General features: G+C 44.1%; 15 protein-coding genes and 1 tRNA gene. 14 read left to right on the top strand and 2 right to left on the bottom strand.

Annotated elements, in window-relative coordinates; translation table 11 throughout:
* The first annotated feature begins 81 nt into the window (after positions 1-81).
* The 6 genes from E7Z59_RS01580 (at position 82) to E7Z59_RS01555 (ending at position 5,584) form a co-directional block, all read left to right on the top strand.
* Positions 82-447 carry a BlaI/MecI/CopY family transcriptional regulator gene (locus tag E7Z59_RS01580; protein WP_136334536.1) on the top strand — a complete coding sequence of 122 codons (366 nt, stop codon included), beginning with the start codon at positions 82-84 and terminating at the stop codon, positions 445-447.
* On the top strand, positions 444-2,936 hold the full coding sequence (locus E7Z59_RS01575; protein WP_136334535.1) for a M56 family metallopeptidase: 2,493 nt from the start codon (positions 444-446) through the stop codon (positions 2,934-2,936). The genes E7Z59_RS01580 and E7Z59_RS01575 overlap by 4 nt, the downstream gene beginning before the upstream one ends.
* A complete protein-coding gene (locus tag E7Z59_RS01570; RefSeq protein ID WP_136334534.1) occupies positions 2,933-4,060 on the top strand; it encodes a tetratricopeptide repeat protein in 1,128 nt (375 codons plus the stop codon). The genes E7Z59_RS01575 and E7Z59_RS01570 overlap by 4 nt, the downstream gene beginning before the upstream one ends.
* A 57-nt stretch (positions 4,061-4,117) precedes the next feature.
* Entirely contained in the window at positions 4,118-4,594 is a 477-nt protein-coding gene (locus E7Z59_RS01565) for a hypothetical protein (protein ID WP_136334533.1), read from the top strand.
* A gap of 71 nt (positions 4,595-4,665) precedes the next feature.
* The gene (ruvC, locus tag E7Z59_RS01560) at positions 4,666-5,220 is read left to right on the top strand and encodes a crossover junction endodeoxyribonuclease RuvC (protein WP_136334532.1); all 555 of its coding nucleotides are present in this window, start codon (positions 4,666-4,668) and stop codon (positions 5,218-5,220) included.
* Between the two features lie 4 nt (positions 5,221-5,224).
* Positions 5,225-5,584 carry a hypothetical protein gene (locus E7Z59_RS01555; protein ID WP_242015631.1) on the top strand — a complete coding sequence of 120 codons (360 nt, stop codon included), beginning with the start codon at positions 5,225-5,227 and terminating at the stop codon, positions 5,582-5,584.
* Here E7Z59_RS01555 and E7Z59_RS01550 read toward each other — a convergent pair.
* Entirely contained in the window at positions 5,581-6,123 is a 543-nt protein-coding gene (locus tag E7Z59_RS01550; protein WP_136334531.1) for an alpha-ketoglutarate decarboxylase, read from the bottom strand. The two genes, E7Z59_RS01555 and E7Z59_RS01550, sit on opposite strands and share 4 nt — an antisense overlap.
* A gap of 107 nt (positions 6,124-6,230) precedes the next feature.
* On the opposite strand from E7Z59_RS01550, the gene E7Z59_RS01545 reads away from it, so the two are divergent.
* Together E7Z59_RS01545 and odhB are read left to right on the top strand one after the other, a co-directional pair.
* The gene (locus tag E7Z59_RS01545) at positions 6,231-9,035 is read left to right on the top strand and encodes a 2-oxoglutarate dehydrogenase E1 component (protein WP_136334530.1); all 2,805 of its coding nucleotides are present in this window, start codon (positions 6,231-6,233) and stop codon (positions 9,033-9,035) included.
* 80 nt (positions 9,036-9,115) lie between these two features.
* On the top strand, positions 9,116-10,339 hold the full coding sequence (gene odhB, locus E7Z59_RS01540) for a 2-oxoglutarate dehydrogenase complex dihydrolipoyllysine-residue succinyltransferase (protein ID WP_136334529.1): 1,224 nt from the start codon (positions 9,116-9,118) through the stop codon (positions 10,337-10,339).
* A gap of 329 nt (positions 10,340-10,668) precedes the next feature.
* Here the strand turns inward: odhB and E7Z59_RS01535 are convergent, their stop codons facing one another.
* Positions 10,669-11,106 (bottom strand): retropepsin-like aspartic protease family protein, encoded by a 438-nt coding sequence (locus E7Z59_RS01535; RefSeq protein ID WP_136334528.1) that lies wholly within the window; start codon positions 11,104-11,106, stop codon positions 10,669-10,671.
* A 53-nt stretch (positions 11,107-11,159) separates the two neighbouring features.
* Here E7Z59_RS01535 and E7Z59_RS01530 point away from each other — a divergent pair, with 53 nt between their 5' ends.
* The 6 genes from E7Z59_RS01530 to E7Z59_RS01505 all read left to right on the top strand — a co-directional run bounded on the left by E7Z59_RS01530 (position 11,160) and on the right by E7Z59_RS01505 (position 15,628).
* Positions 11,160-11,927 carry a TatD family hydrolase gene (locus E7Z59_RS01530; RefSeq protein WP_136334527.1) on the top strand — a complete coding sequence of 256 codons (768 nt, stop codon included), beginning with the start codon at positions 11,160-11,162 and terminating at the stop codon, positions 11,925-11,927.
* Positions 11,928-11,976: 49 nt separating this feature from the next.
* Positions 11,977-13,101: a 1-acyl-sn-glycerol-3-phosphate acyltransferase gene (locus E7Z59_RS01525; RefSeq protein ID WP_136334526.1), complete on the top strand. Its 1,125-nt coding sequence runs from the start codon at positions 11,977-11,979 to the stop codon at positions 13,099-13,101.
* Positions 13,101-14,126, top strand: a complete 1,026-nt coding sequence (locus E7Z59_RS01520) for an asparaginase (RefSeq protein ID WP_136335482.1) — start codon at positions 13,101-13,103, stop codon at positions 14,124-14,126. Before E7Z59_RS01525 ends, E7Z59_RS01520 begins: the two co-directional genes overlap by 1 nt.
* A gap of 73 nt (positions 14,127-14,199) precedes the next feature.
* Positions 14,200-14,287 (top strand) — tRNA-Ser (locus E7Z59_RS01515).
* Positions 14,288-14,362: 75 nt separating this feature from the next.
* Positions 14,363-15,163 carry a MotA/TolQ/ExbB proton channel family protein gene (locus E7Z59_RS01510; RefSeq protein ID WP_136334525.1) on the top strand — a complete coding sequence of 267 codons (801 nt, stop codon included), beginning with the start codon at positions 14,363-14,365 and terminating at the stop codon, positions 15,161-15,163.
* A 30-nt stretch (positions 15,164-15,193) separates the two neighbouring features.
* Positions 15,194-15,628, top strand: coding sequence for a hypothetical protein (locus tag E7Z59_RS01505; protein ID WP_136334524.1), 435 nt, complete (start codon positions 15,194-15,196; stop codon positions 15,626-15,628).
* Position 15,629 lies beyond the last annotated feature (1 nt).

Below are 15,629 nucleotides of genomic sequence, written 5' to 3'. Positions count from 1 at the left end.
TTTAGTTATATTTGATTTTCATAAAGAGCAACTTAGCATACGAGGCATAAAAAAGTTATTGATCAATATTAAGCAGGAACTATGAAACAGTTAACCAAGGCAGAAGAAGAGGTGATGCAGATCCTCTGGAAACTAAAAAAGGCCAATGTCAAAGCGGTGATCAAAGAATTGCCGGAGCCCAAGCCGGCCTACAATACAGTATCGACCATAGTGCGTATCCTGGAAAGCAAAGGCTTTGTAGATCACGAGCAGAAGGGGAAAGGCTATCTCTACTTTCCAATAGTAGCTAAAGAAGAATACAGTAATCAATCGATCAATTCGGTAGTGGATAAATACTTTCAGGGCTCGTTTAAAAGTATGGTCTCCTTTTTCGTGAAGAAAAATGACCTGAGTCTGAAAGAAATGGAGGAGATCATGAAGGAGATCGAAAAAAATAAGGAGCTATGATACGTTACCTGATCATCATGCTAAGCTGCCAGCTTTTGTTTTTGCTGGTATACGACCTGTTCTTAAAGAAGGAGACCTTTTTTAACTGGAATCGGTTATATCTGTTGGTAACCCCACTGATCTCTATGGTGGTGCCCTTTATTCAGTTAGAAGCTTTGAAAACAACAGCTCCGGAACCCCTGACCAAGGCATTGCCGGTGATGTTTTTAGAACCCGCCACTCTGGCAGCTACGGCTGCTGCATCACAGCATCCCGGATGGAACCTGAATGCCTGGGAATGGCTGGCTATTTCGGGAAGTGCAATAGCCTTGTTGCTTTTTCTGTACAAGCTCGGGATGCTCTTCCGGCTTCGGCTGCATGCTACCGTAAGAAGATTCAGAGAATACCTTCAGGTGGAGGTGCCGGAAGGCGAGGTCGCCTTTTCCTTTTTCCGGCAGATCTTTTTGGGGAAGAAGGTGCTGGAGCGTAAACACGACCACATCATCGAACACGAGCTGGTGCATATTCGGGAAAATCATTCCTGGGATCTCCTGTATTTTGAAATCCTTCGCATCCTCTTTTGGTTTAATCCCCTGGTGTACATTTTCCAGGCCCGGATGACCGAATTGCACGAATACATTGCCGATGCTAAAATGGCCGGCAACCATAAAAAAGAAACCTATCAATACCTGCTGGAAGAGGTTTTTCAGACCCAAAATATTTCATTCATCAATTCATTTTTCAATCATTCATTAATCAAAAAACGAATCGTTATGTTACATCAATCCCGATCGAAAGCGATCAAAAAATTCAAGTATTTGCTTATGCTTCCTCTAGTGCTGGGGATGCTGGTGTACACCTCTTGTGAGCAGAAAAATGCTATGGAGGTTGCGACGGAAGATCTCATTGAAAACCCGAAGCTAAAAGCGTATTATCTCAAATTTAAAGATACTGGGATTTCTGATGATGTATTATTGGAAGATCCCTTGTTGCAGAGAGCAAAGGTGTTATTACATAAGGAGTCTTTAGAGGAAAATGAGTTTTATGAGCTTATTGCGATCAGGATTCTGCATGAAGAAAGTTCTAGAAAACAAAGTAATTATTCCTGGGAAGGGAAGGAGGCGTACTCAAAATGGTTGAAGGCCGACTATGCAGATTATAATGGTAGTGTAAAAGACCTTTTGAATCCACGACAGCCTGTACTTTTCTCAAGAACGGAGATTAATCCTAAGGCAAAGAAATATTATGTTGAGTATAAGGCTATGCTCGATGCAGGGGCAAATTTATCGGAGTTGACAGAACAATTACACAGTAAAACCCCCAATGGAGAGGTTATGTCTGAAGAGAATTTTTATCGTTCAGGAGCACTTTTCCTATTGAAAAAGGATGCTTATAAGCTAAGTAAAGATCTTGAAGAGGAATTGTCTCGTTTGGGTAATATGAGCTATGAGGAGTACTTGGCTTCCAGGAAAAAGCAAAAGGGTGATGTCTATACATTTATGACTATTGCTGAAAAGCCTTCATTTAATGTTCCCTGTGAGGAAGAACAGAGTGCATTTGCATGTTTTAAAGAAAGTCTTGATGCCCATGTCAGGAATACGTTTCGGTATCCGGCAGAAGCACAGGAAAAAGGCATTCAGGGTCGGGTGTTCCTGAATTTTAAGATCGATACCGATGGAAGTGTATCTGTACTTCAATCCAGGGCCCCGCATGAACTCCTGGATGCCGAGGCCCGTAGGATCATCGAAGCCTTGCCAAAACTGACCCCCGGGAAAAAGGCCGATGGTACCCCCGTGGCCATTACCTTTGCCTACCCCATCATTTTTAAATTGGGTACTGCCCCGGTTAATGAGGCCTCCGGTTCAAAGAATTATTTGTCAGGAGGTGAAGATGTTCCTTTTACAGTAATTCCTGTGAAACCAAGTTTTAAAACCCCTTGTGAAAACGGGCAATTGGCCTTCGAATGTTTCAAAGAAAAATTGGATGCCCATGTAATACAACACTTCAGGTATCCACAGGAAGCGCTCAACCAAGGAATAGAGGGAAGGGCTTATATCAATTTTCGGATCAATACGGATGGAAGTGTAACTATTTTGAATACCAGGGCCCCTCATCAACTTCTTGATCAGGAAGCAAGAAGAATCATTGAAGCTTTGCCGGAATTTAATCCGGGGGCAGATAAAGACGGAAACCCATTGCCGGTAACCTTCGCTTATCCCATTGTGTTTAAGCTGGGAGGGGCTGAAGGTGGAGAAACGGATGCTGATTCAAAATCGAATAATACTCTGGTGAATATCAAACTCTCAAATTCATCAGAAACCGGGAAAGTGTCAGGGACACTCACCTATGATGGAAGGGGCGTAGCAGGAGCCAATATATATCTTAAAGGGAAAAATAGTAACGGGGTATCTGATTTTGATGGTAACTTCGAAATAGCTGCCTCCGCAAACGATGTGATCATTGTGCAACATCTCGATTTTGGAGTACGGGAATTTAAGGTATTGCCATGAGGGTTTTACTATTCTTCTTTGGGTTCATTCTTTTTTTTACGAAAGCTTCGGCCCAGCAGCAGAATACAACGTTGGCCGACAGTCTGTTCCAGGCGAAAAATTATACTCGGGCGATCAATGCCTATGCGGGCATAAATAGTTTGGAAGCCCGGTATCAGATCGCTAAGGCCTATGTGGAATTGGGGAATTATCAGAAAGCCATTACCCAACTGGAGTACCTGTCTGAATCTTACCCCGAGCAACCGCAGGTGATCGCCGATCTGGGAGGGCTGCTCTTCCGGACAAGGCAGTTCGAAAGATCTGCTGAGGTTTACGGGGAGCTTATCGAAATTGATAGCCTCAATCCTGATCCCCGGTATCGTCTGGGGCGCACTTATGGTGAGCTTAAGAAAGATTCATTGGCACAGCTGCAATTCCAAAAAGCTTTTGAACTGGATAGCACCCATCTGAAAAGTTGTATAGAACTAGGAGAATTCTATTTGAAGCGTCGCCAGTTTGAAAAGGCCCATCAGTATGCCGAGAAAGGCCTGGCACTTGCTCCTGATCATGCTGAATTACTCAACATCAAAGCCCTGGCCTGGTTTAACGACTATCAGTTCGAACTGGCTAAACCTTATTTCGAGAAATTGGTGGAGTTGAATTACCGCGAAGACTTTTTGCTCCTGAGACTGGCCAGATGTTATGAAAAAACCTGGGAAAAAGATAAGGCGGTCCGGGTCTATAAGTTCATTGTAGCTGCCGATCCGGGAAATGCCGATGCCTACTATGAGCTGGGTGCACTCTACCGGGATAAGAATCAATTGGACTCTGCGCAGTATTTTTTTAATGAAGCATACCTGGACAAGAAGCCCGACCTGAGCCGGGAGCTGGTGGCCCTGGCCAGTATTCATCGTGAAAAGGGGGAGTTGGGCAAGGCTCTGGAGTTGTATAAGCAAGCCCATGAAGAGGCGCCTGAAAGCATGCATATTTATTTTAATGTTTGTGAACTGGCAGGAAAGTATTACAAGGACTCTGCGCGCGTAAGGCCATACCTGGAGAATTTTCGCAAGCTTTATGCCGAGGAAAAGTATGCCTACATTTACATGGACAAGATAGAGGGGTACCTGCGTGAGTTAGAAGAATGATATCGGGCAGTTTCTCTTTCTTGAAAAAATCGTATTTTTCTGCCATAAACGATCCTCATGCGTATACCTGTCCTGTTTCTTTGCATGTGCTTGCTGTTTTCCTGCGACTTTATCAATACCAAAAAAGTGTCGCCGGAAGAGATCGTGCGTGAGGAGATCAAAAACATCGATTGGAACGACGTAGACCAATATCCGTTGTTCGAAGCCTGTGATGAGACAGCCCCAAGAGAAGATCAAAAGACCTGTTTCCGGGAAGAATTCGTAAAGCATTTCTACAAAACGCTCAGCAATCATCAGTTGGTGGTGCGCAGAAACCTGATCGATACGGTTAGGGTGCAGTTGCTCATCGACAATACAGGAAAGATCTCTATTGTGTCTATTGATAAGAGCGAGCTTACGGAAGAGCTGTTGCCTGCTCTCGACGGACTTATGGAGCTTACCGTTAGCCGGTTGCCCAAGGTGTATCCGGCTCTGAAGCGTGATATTCCCGTGAACACCAGGGTGGTCATGCCGGTGGTCTTAATGGTGAACTAATTACAATTATTTAATACGCATGCCTTCTATATTACGTATTTTGCGTGCAGAAACTTCTTAAATCAACATCATTGAAGCAGGAACGGATCATTTTAGGGATCGACCCCGGAACCACTATTATGGGATTCGGGCTCATTAAATGTGTGGGACAGAAAATGACCCTGATCCAATTGGATGAACTTATTCTCAAAAAATACAGTGATCATTATTTAAAGCTTCAAAAGATCTTTGAGCATACCATAGGCCTTATCGATGCCTACCACCCTGATGAGATCGCCCTGGAGGCACCTTTCTTCGGGAAGAATGTGCAGTCGATGCTCAAATTAGGCCGTGCCCAGGGGGTGGCCATGGCGGCCGGACTCTCCCGCGACATTCCGGTAACTGAATATTCACCCAGAAAGATCAAGATGGCCATAACGGGTAAAGGGAGTGCCAGTAAGGAACAGGTGGCGAAAATGCTGCAGAGCCTGGTAGAACTGAAAACCCTGCCCAAGAACCTGGATGCCACCGATGGGTTAGCAGTGGCCGTTTGTCATTTTTACAACAGTGGCAAGGCAGTGTCTCAAAAGAGCTATTCGGGTTGGGAGGCCTTTGTAAAGCAAAATGAAACACGCGTAAAAAAATAAAACAATGGGAGAAGGTATGCAGCAGGTCGAGACGATACAGGAACTTCTTTCTTTGGCATCAGCCGAAGAGCTTTATGAAAAACTGGTACTTCAGCTCAACAAGGATCTGGCCTATGCCAATACAGAGCTTAGTTTTGAGTTGGATATAAAACCACAGAAATTAAAGAGAGACCTGCACGAGCTGGTTTATATTTTAGTGAACGAACGCTTCGCAGACTATCTCAACCTCCTTTATATTATCGACGTTTCTGAAAATAAAATAAAGCAGCTGGATGGTTCAGACCTCGTGGCCCTATCAGAGCAGGTAACCTTTCTGATCCTTAAAAGAGAGTGGCAAAAAGTGTGGTATAGAAACCGCTATTAGAAGTAAACCCGAACAAAAGGGATCCAGGCATTTCCGTAAATACTTTTATCCCGATCGTACAACACATCGTACCTTACCCCGAAGGTGACCGGCCCCGAGTTAAAACCGGCACCCAGAAACAGGGCCGGATACCAATAAGATCGATCAGTAAAGCCAAGACTGTTCTCAAAATTTCTCCTTACGTTTAATTCTTCGAACTCTGCAGACAGCTGAAGTTCCCTGATGGGAGTAAATAAAGCTATGAGACTTCCTCCGATAATGGTTGATTTATAAAAGTCTTTTTCTGAGGCATAACTGAAGTTCAATCCGACCCCTGTGGCAAAATACGGGTTCACCTGGTAGATAGCGCTTGGTGCAAGGGTGGCCGAGAAGAAATTATTGGCAAATCCAAGGCCTATGCTGCCTCCATAGCGAATACGATCGCCAAAGCCCGGAGATCCGGGTGGGCTATAGGTCTGAGCGTGAGTTGGTAAGTACAGGAACAGGCATAAAAGCAGGGGGGCTAAAGGTTTTATGAAAAAGTTTAAAGGTATTCTCATGTTTGCTTTGATTGTCCTATAAATATATTAAAATTGAATGCTGTTTTTCGCAATTATTGTACTTTTGTCTGTAAATTTTGCCCAAAATAAGGCGCTGAAAAGATAACATGGATAAATATTCCTTTTTAAATGCGGCTCACACCGCTTTTTTTGCGGAGTTATACGATCAATATTTAATAAATCCCGATAGTGTAGAACCAAGTTGGAGGGCCTTTTTTCAAGGCTTCGATTTCGGTATGGAAAATGCTTCCCCCGGGGAGATGCACTCCATGCAGGATGGAGAAACCTTTACGGTTGAAGTGCCTGCCCTTGGGGAGAAATACGAGGTCTCTCATGACGTCCACAAGGAGTTTCAGGTAGTGCGTCTCATCGACGCCTATCGCGGAAGAGGACACCTCTTTACCAAGACGAATCCTGTTCGTGAACGTAGGCAATACTCGCCAACCCTGGCCATAGAGAACTTTGGTCTGGCTAAGAGCGACCTGGAAACTGTTTTTAATGCAGGGAACATTCTCGGGATCGGACCTTCTACTCTTTCGAAAATTGTGGCCCACCTGGAATCGGTTTACTGTGATGCCATCGGGGTGGAGTATATGTATATAAGACACCCTGAAATTGTTAAATGGATACAAGATTGGGTACACGTCAATGAGAATCATCCGAAATTCTCGAATGACGAGAAAAAGCATATCCTGAGAAAACTCAGTGAAGCGGTAACTTTTGAGTCTTTTCTGCATACCAAATACGTAGGGCAGAAACGATTCTCTCTCGAAGGAAACGAATCGCTTATCCCTGCCCTGGATACTGTGGTTGAAAAAGCCTCAGATATGGGCGTGGAGCAATTCGTAATGGGGATGGCCCACCGTGGAAGGTTAAATGTGCTTACTAATATTTTTGGAAAAAGTGCCAAAGATATCTTTAGTGAGTTTGACGGAAAAGATTATGAGATCGAATCCTTTGACGGCGATGTAAAGTATCACCTGGGCTGGACCAGTGATCGTCATACAGACAAAGGGAATAAGATCAATATGAATATTGCGCCTAACCCGTCTCATCTGGAGACCGTGGGTGCTGTGGTTCAGGGTATCACCCGTGCCAAGCAGGATCATCATACTCCCGATGATCTCTCTAAGGTGCTGCCTATCGTAGTACATGGAGATGCAGCTATTGCCGGTCAGGGGCTGGTTTATGAAGTAGTACAGATGGCAGGTCTTGACGGTTACCGTACCGGAGGTACCATTCATATTGTGGTGAATAACCAGATCGGGTTTACCACCAACTACCTCGATGGGAGAACCTCTACCTATTGTACCGATGTGGGTAAAGTAACCCTGAGTCCGGTATTGCATGTTAATGCAGATGATGCAGAAGCAGTAGTGCACGCCGCTACCTTTGCTCTTGAATACCGCATGAAATTTGGCAGGGATGTCTTTATTGACCTGCTGGGATACAGAAAGTACGGGCATAATGAAGGAGATGAACCGAGGTTTACCCAGCCTAAGCTGTACAAAGCCATTTCCAAACACGATAATCCACGTGATATTTATGCTAAAAAGCTGATGGCAGAAGGGGTTATCAACGAAGATTATGTAAAAGAACTCGATAAAAAATACAAAGCCAGCCTGGAGGAAGAACTGGAAGATTCCAGAAAAGAAAGCCTGACGGTGATCAAACCCTTCATGGAAGACGAATGGAGTGGCTTTAACAGGGTGAAAAGAGAGCAGATGTGTGCTCCTATTGATACTTCTTACCCTAAGGAAAAATTAACGGAGATCGCCAAGGCGATAACCACCCTTCCGGAAAACAAGAAATTTATAAAGAAGATACAGCGCTTGGTGGGTGACCGTCATAAAATGTATTTTGAAACCGATAAGCTCGATTGGGCTATGGGTGAATTACTGGCCTATGGTTCTCTTTTGGAAGAGGGGTATGGGGTTCGTATCTCAGGGCAGGATGTAGAGCGGGGAACTTTCTCTCACCGTCATGCTGTTATTAAGGTAGAGGATTCTGAAGAAGAAGTGGTGTTACTCAATGAATTGGGAGACCATCAGAACGGAAAATTCGATATCTATAATTCCCTGCTTTCAGAGTATGGAGTGGTTGGATTTGATTACGGATATGCTATGGCTAATCCTAAAACACTGGCAATCTGGGAAGCACAGTTCGGAGACTTTAGTAACGGTGCTCAGATCATGATCGATCAGTATATCTCTTCTGCAGAAGATAAATGGAAGATGCAGAATGGTTTGGTGATGTTGTTGCCTCATGGATATGAGGGGCAGGGTGCTGAGCATTCCTCGGCCAGAATGGAGCGATATCTTCAGCTCTGTGCCAGAGACAATATGTACGTGGCCGATGTAACCACGCCCGCTAACTTTTTTCATTTACTGAGGCGACAAATGAAGGCCGATTTCAGAAAGCCGCTTGTTGTGTTTACACCAAAAAGTCTGTTGAGACATCCGAAGGTGGTTTCATCTGCTGATGAACTGGCCAATGGAAGTTTCCAGATGGTCATTGATGATCAGGAAGTAAAGGCAGAAAAAGTGAAGTCTGTTGTGCTTTGTACCGGGAAGTTTTATTACGACCTGATTGCGGCAAGAGAAGAAAAGAAAAGAGATGATATTGCCTTTGTTCGGGTAGAGCAATTGTTCCCGCTGCCTGAGAAGGAGATCAAAGAGGTGATCGCTAAGTATAAGAATGCTGATGAGGTGGTATGGGCCCAGGAAGAACCCAGAAATATGGGAGTTTGGTCTTACTTGTTGCTGCATATGCCTGAAGCAAAAGATTTCAGAGTGGCTTCCAGAAGGTTCTACTCGGCACCTGCTGCAGGTAGTTCCACCAGGTCAAAGATCCGTCATCAGCAAGTGATCGAATATGTGTTCGATGCCTCAAAAGATAATATGAGAGATTAATTAGAAGGAATATCTTTGCAAAGAGATTTCTTTCAACACCTAGAATAAAATTAGAATTTAAAGACTAAAACAGGATACAGATGATTTTAGAAATGAAAGTCCCTTCGCCGGGAGAATCTATTACCGAAGTTGAGATCGCCGAATGGTTGGTTGAAGATGGTGATTATGTAGAGAAAGACCAGGCGATCGCAGAGGTAGATTCTGATAAAGCAACCCTGGAGTTGCCTGCAGAAGCCAGCGGGACCATTACCCTTAAGGCTGAAGAAGGTGATGCTGTTGCTGTAGGGGAGGTAGTTTGTCTGATTGATACCAGTGCTGAAAAACCTTCAGGAGTTGCCGATAAAAAAGAGGCGCCTGCAAAAGAGGAGACTCCGGCTAAAGAAGAGGTTAAGTCTGCTCCCGAAGCGGCACCGGCTAAAGAAACATATGCCAGTGGTACGGCGAGCCCTGCTGCCAAAAAGATACTGGCAGAAAAGGAAATTGATCCTAAGGAGATCAAAGGTACCGGTAAGGATGGGCGAATTACCAAGGAGGATGCTGTAAAAGCGGTGCCTTCCATGGGGACTCCGGGTGGAGGAAACCGGGGTACAACCCGTTCTAAGTTATCAATGCTCAGGAGAAAAGTTGCTGAACGTTTGGTAGCTGCCAAGAATGAAACGGCCATGCTGACCACCTTTAACGAGGTGGATATGAGTCCGATCTTTGCCCTGAGAAATGAGCATAAGGAGGCGTTTAAGGCCAAGCACGGAGTGAGTCTCGGGTTTATGAGCTTCTTTACCAAGGCCGTGGTAAGAGCATTGCAAATGTATCCTGCTGTAAATTCCATGATCGATGGTAAAGAGATGATCAGCTATGATTTCTGCGATATCTCTGTAGCGGTATCCGGTCCTAAGGGCTTAATGGTGCCGGTAATGCGAAATGCTGAAAACCTTAGTTTCAGAGGGGTTGAGCAAGAGATCAAGAGATTAGCGATCAGAGCCCGGGAAGGGCAGATCACGGTTGATGAAATGACCGGAGGTACCTTTACTATTTCAAATGGTGGGGTGTTCGGTTCTATGTTATCTACTCCGATCATCAACCCACCACAATCCGGTATCCTCGGAATGCACAATATCGTTGAGCGTCCTGTAGCCGTTGATGGGAAGGTAGAGATCAGACCTATCATGTATGTAGCACTTTCATATGACCACCGTATTATTGACGGAAAAGAGTCTGTAGGATTCCTGGTAGCCGTAAAAGAAGCCCTGGAGAATCCGAAAGAATTATTGATGGATAATGATGTGAAAAAAGCTCTTGAGCTTTAAGCATTGAAGATATTTATGTGAAAAAAGCCTCCTGGAATTCAGGGGGCTTTTTTTTATGTGTTATATCAAGCTCCCGTATGAGCAGCCCTCCCCTCCCTGCTTGCCGCAGGGTATCCCCTCTCAGGGGGAGGGGAGTAAGTGTTTACTCGAAAAGAATCGAGATAGCTCTGTTGTGTTATAATCCTCCTCCTTGAACGAGGAGGTGATTCGGTGAAACCGAATCGGAGGAGGTCTTCTTCTCCTGTAGCCTTATAACTTCATAACCGCATAACCGCATAACCGCATAACGGCATAACGGTATAACGGTTTTTAAAATAAGTGCGCTGCTCTTATTTTAAAAACAAGGCCTTCTTATCATAATCGATGATCGCCTTTCCGCGTTTAAGAATATCGGCTCCGATGATGCCGTTCACGGGGGCTGCATCGTGGTTGATCAGAGCCTGGTTTACATGGGTGAGATCAAATAGCACAACTTTAATTCCTTTTCTGGTCCATTTTCCGATATGGAGCTCATTCTTCTTAGAGATCTCAGTTTCCATATTAGAGGCTCCGGCTCCGGCAGCCTTAATATCAGAGGCTTCAGAGATAAGTTTGAATTTACGGGCACTGTCCAGTCCGATACAGGTGCTGGAGGCGCCGGTATCCAGGATGAAATTTCCCTCTACACCATTAATACTCGCATGGATCTCAAAGTGATTGGTTTTAGTTCTCTTTAGTTTGATGCGGGTGTATTCTTTGTCTTCAAGGAACTTTTTAAGGCTGGTCATGATCTTCACTTAATTTTCGCAAATATAGATGATTAAACGCTTATTTTTGCGCCATGATTTTAACAGATACACATACACATTTATACAGTGAAGCCTTTGAGGAAGACCGTCCGGAAATGCTGCAAAGAGCATTAGACGCGGGGGTGGAGCGGTTCTTTATTCCTGCCATAGATGCTTCTTATATTCCCTCAATGTTAGCCCTGCAATCTCAGTACCCGGATCATATTTATTTAATGGCCGGCTTGCATCCTACCCATGTCAAGGAGAATTATTTGGAAGAATTAGCCGCCGCCGAAAAAATGATGAACGATTATAAGGTGTATGGTGTGGGTGAAACGGGGATTGATCTCTACTGGGACAAATCTTTTCTCAAAGAACAACAGGAGGCCTTTCGAATCCAGATCAATTGGGCAAAAGAACGGGGACTTCCTGTAATAATTCATTGCAGAGACGCGTTTGAGGAGGTGTTTGAAGTGCTTGAATCAGAAAAGGATGATCGGATGTTCGGTATATTCCATTGTTTTACGGGAACGGCAAAAGATGCTCAGCGTGCCATAGACTGTAATATGAAGTTAGGCATTGGAGGTGTTGTTACCTTTAAGAATGGGAAGATCGATCAATTTCTTGCAGATTTCCCCATAGAACATATGGTATTGGAGACCGATTCTCCTTATCTGTCACCTACACCCTACAGGGGAAAGCGGAATGAAAGCGCTTACCTGCTTAATGTTGCTAACAAAATGGCTGCCCTTTACGACCTGTCGCTTGACGAGGTGGCGCATATTACCACCGAGAATTCGCGAGCTGTTTTTGGCGTTTAACGCTGTTTGCCTGTAAACTCTTATTTTTGAACCAGAAAACACCAGCCAATTGACAACAATAGATACTATAAGACCCTATTACGATGAGGAGGTGAACGCGGCATTGAAAGAGTATGCCCGGCATCCTATGATCGGCGCCTTATTACAGTTTACCTTTCCTGATAAGTCGGTTTCAGAAATTAATGCTATCCTTGATAATTGCCACTCCATTCGCGATTTTCAATCTAAGGTAGTTTATCACAGTATACAGCAGGTATTGGAGCGAAGTTCAGAAGGATTTACCACCGAGGGTTTCGAGCAGTTAGATCCTGATACTTCCTACCTCTTCATTTCAAATCACCGGGATATTATTTTAGACACTTCCCTGCTCAATGTTGCCTTGTACGATCACGGGCTTATTATGACGGCTTCGGCTATTGGAGATAACCTGGTTAAAAAGTCTTTTTTATTAGCACTTTCAAAATTAAACCGGAATTTTCTTATCAGAAGAGGGTTGAGTGCCCGGGAGATGCTGCAAAGTTCGCGCCTGGTATCTGATTATATCAGAAGGTTGATCATCGAAGAGAACAGGTCGGTTTGGATCGCCCAGCGTGAAGGTAGAACCAAAGACGGGGATGATCGCACCCAGCAAGGAGTGTTGAAGATGATCGCGATGGCCAGGGAAAAGCAGGAGCTTATACCCTATATGAAGAAACTGAAGATAGTGCCTGTGTCTATCTCTTATGAGTTTGATCCTACCGATGTATTGAAGATGCCGGAGCTTATGGCTAAGCATTACGACCAGGAGTATGTGAAATCGGGTAATGAAGATTTTAATAGTATACTTAAAGGTGTTACCGGTCAAAAAAAACGCATTCATATAGCGGCATCAGCCCCTCTTGACGATGCTCTTGACCAGATCGCTGCCTGCGGGGAATCGGGTAACCGTCAATTTCAGCTCCTTACCGAACTGATTGATGCAGAAATACTGAAAACCTATAAACTTTGGCCTTCTAATTACATTGCATGGGACCTGCTGAACAAGAGTGACCGTTTTAAAGAGCAATACACCGATAAAGAGAAGCGGCAATTTGAGCGTAGGATTACCAGGAGGATTTGTGAGGATGACCCGGTGGAAGTAGAGAACTTTTTAAAAATGTATGCCAATCCTGTGATCAATAAATTATCGTCATGATGAAGCAAAAAAGCAGTATTCTACTTATTTATACAGGCGGAACCATTGGGATGATCAAAGACTTCGAAACCGGGGTGCTCAGAGCCTTTGATTTTGATAAGCTGCTGATGCGTATCCCGGAGTTGTCGCACCTTGATTGCGATATAGATACTTACTCCTTTGAGGAGCCACTTGATTCTTCTAATATGAATCCGGATCATTGGGTGAAAATAGCGACCCTTGTAGAAGATAATTACCAGGAGTATGATGGGTTTGTGGTATTACATGGCAGTGATACCATGAGTTATTCTGCCTCAGCCCTTAGCTTCATGCTCGAAAATTTGGCCAAACCGGTTATTTTTACCGGTTCGCAATTGCCAATTGGAGACTTGAGGACCGATGCCAAAGAAAACCTGATCACGGCCATAGAGATCGCTGCCTTAAAGAAGAATAACCGTTCTGTGATACGAGAGGTGGGGTTGTACTTTGAATTTAAGCTCTTACGTGGTAACCGCACCACCAAGATCAATGCAGAGCATTTCCAGGCATTCAATTCTTTGAATTTTCCGCCTTTGGCAGAGAGCGGGGTTCATTTAAAGGTGAACCATCAAAACCTGCTTAATCCGGGTCGTAGAAAGCTAAGGGTTCATAAAAAAATGGATAACCGTGTGGCGCTGATCAAATTATTCCCGGGGATCTCAGAGGCGGTCATCGCGCCTATCCTGTTCAATTCCGGGGTAAAGGCAGTAATTATTGAAACCTATGGTGCAGGTAATGCTCCGACAGAAAAATGGTTTACCGAGCTGATGGCCAGGGCCATTAAGGAAGGAGTACATATTGTTAATGTGACCCAGTGCTCAGGAGGCAGTGTTATGATGGGGCATTATGAGACTTCTGCCCATTTGAAAAAATTGGGGGTGATCAACGGAAAAGATATTACCACCGAGGCAGCAGTGGTTAAATTAATGTATTTATTGGGTAACGATGTGGGGCCCAAGGTCTTCAAGACTATCTTCGAAACCTCCCTCAGGGGGGAGATGATTTAATTTTAATTCTTTAAATTTTAGCAACTGAAAAAAAATTCGTTATTTGCCGCTCCAAAACGGTTAAATAACCTATAGAGAGGTGGCCGAGTGGTCGAAGGCGCACGCCTGGAAAGTGTGTATACGGCAAAACCGTATCGAGGGTTCGAATCCCTTCCTCTCTGCAGTAGATTTAATATTTAGTAACAATTTTTTTTTATCTTTAACCCTATTAACTAACAAATTTAAGTTTAGAAGAAATGAAAAGACTATTCTCTATCCTGGCAATTGCCGGATTATTGGCTTTTACTGCGACAACTGCCAACGCTAAGGACATGGTTCCTGCCGTATCTGAAGGTATTTCAGAAATAGTTGCACTTGATGACGCTGCTGTAGCTCTAGTACAAGATGAAGCTCCTGCTGAGGAGTCCAGAACCTTCCACCAAGAGCTTAAGAATCGTTTCATCGAGGGGGGTGCAGGATTCATGGGGATCGTACTTCTGTGTTTGATCCTTGGTCTAGCAGTAGCTATTGAAAGAATTATCTTCCTTAATATGGCAACTACCAACACGAAGAAACTTGCCCAAAAAGTAGAAGACGCTCTTGCATCTGGCGGAGTAGAAGCTGCTAAAGAAGTATGTAGAAATACAAAAGGGCCTGTTGCCTCTATCTATTATCAAGGTCTTGACCGTGTAGATGAAGGTGTTGAAGCTGCCGAGAAAGCTGTTGTAGCTTACGGAGGTGTTCAAATGGGACAACTTGAGAAAAACGTATCATGGTTATCGCTGTTTATCGCCATTGCTCCAATGCTTGGGTTCATGGGTACGGTAATCGGTATGATCCAGGCCTTCGATAAAATTAGTGCCGCTGGTGGACTTGATGCATCTCTTATCGCCGGTGATATTAAAGTAGCACTTCTTACTACTGTATTTGGTCTTATTGTGGCTATTATTCTTCAAATCTTCTACAACTACATCATCGCTAAGATCGATAGTATTGTAAATGAGATGGAAGATGCGTCTATCACTTTGGTAGATATGCTTGTAGATCACAAAAAGTAATTTTTTAACCGGACCAAACAAAAGAAGAATATGTATAGAATAGCTAAAATATTAGCGATCATATTAGGAGTTGTGGGACTCGTTATATGGGTAATGATTGCCCGTGACGAGAATCCGGCAGGATCTGGTATGGTCGATCTAATGATCAACCTGGGATACTACATGACCATTATTACTGCTGTAGTGACATTCGCTTTCGCAGTATGGCAATTGATTACGCATCCCGATAAATTGAAAAAAGCATTGATCTCACTGGGAGCTTTCGCAGTGGTGCTTGTTATCGCTTATGCGGTACTGGCTTCAGGGACCAACATTAACCTTGACAGCCTTGCACAGCGTGGGATCGTTGTAGATGAAGGAACCTCAAAAATGGTAGGTGCAGGTCTATGGGCATTTTATTTACTCGCCCTGATCGCCGTACTTTCCATGGTGTTTGCTGGAGTGAAAAAAATATTAAACAACTAAT

Source organism: Robertkochia marina, from assembly GCF_004799345.1.
Classification (GTDB): Bacteria; Bacteroidota; Bacteroidia; order Flavobacteriales; family Flavobacteriaceae; genus Robertkochia; species Robertkochia marina.
Note: the sequence above shows the minus strand (reverse complement) of the source record. Positions and strands in the feature narration are given on the sequence as shown.

What these genes read in the sequence shown, in the direction of transcription:
- E7Z59_RS01580 (WP_136334536.1), top strand. Translation starts at nt 82, where the DNA reads ATGAAACAGTTAACCAAGGCAGAAGAAGAGGTGATGCAGATCCTCTGG.
- E7Z59_RS01575 (WP_136334535.1), top strand. Translation starts at nt 444, where the DNA reads ATGATACGTTACCTGATCATCATGCTAAGCTGCCAGCTTTTGTTTTTG.
- E7Z59_RS01570 (WP_136334534.1), top strand. Translation starts at nt 2,933, where the DNA reads ATGAGGGTTTTACTATTCTTCTTTGGGTTCATTCTTTTTTTTACGAAA.
- E7Z59_RS01565 (WP_136334533.1), top strand. Translation starts at nt 4,118, where the DNA reads ATGCGTATACCTGTCCTGTTTCTTTGCATGTGCTTGCTGTTTTCCTGC.
- E7Z59_RS01555 (WP_242015631.1), top strand. Translation starts at nt 5,225, where the DNA reads ATGGGAGAAGGTATGCAGCAGGTCGAGACGATACAGGAACTTCTTTCT.
- E7Z59_RS01550 (WP_136334531.1), bottom strand. Translation starts at nt 6,123, where the DNA reads ATGAGAATACCTTTAAACTTTTTCATAAAACCTTTAGCCCCCCTGCTT.
- E7Z59_RS01545 (WP_136334530.1), top strand. Translation starts at nt 6,231, where the DNA reads ATGGATAAATATTCCTTTTTAAATGCGGCTCACACCGCTTTTTTTGCG.
- odhB (WP_136334529.1), top strand. Translation starts at nt 9,116, where the DNA reads ATGATTTTAGAAATGAAAGTCCCTTCGCCGGGAGAATCTATTACCGAA.
- E7Z59_RS01535 (WP_136334528.1), bottom strand. Translation starts at nt 11,106, where the DNA reads ATGACCAGCCTTAAAAAGTTCCTTGAAGACAAAGAATACACCCGCATC.
- E7Z59_RS01530 (WP_136334527.1), top strand. Translation starts at nt 11,160, where the DNA reads ATGATTTTAACAGATACACATACACATTTATACAGTGAAGCCTTTGAG.
- E7Z59_RS01520 (WP_136335482.1), top strand. Translation starts at nt 13,101, where the DNA reads ATGAAGCAAAAAAGCAGTATTCTACTTATTTATACAGGCGGAACCATT.
- E7Z59_RS01510 (WP_136334525.1), top strand. Translation starts at nt 14,363, where the DNA reads ATGAAAAGACTATTCTCTATCCTGGCAATTGCCGGATTATTGGCTTTT.
- E7Z59_RS01505 (WP_136334524.1), top strand. Translation starts at nt 15,194, where the DNA reads ATGTATAGAATAGCTAAAATATTAGCGATCATATTAGGAGTTGTGGGA.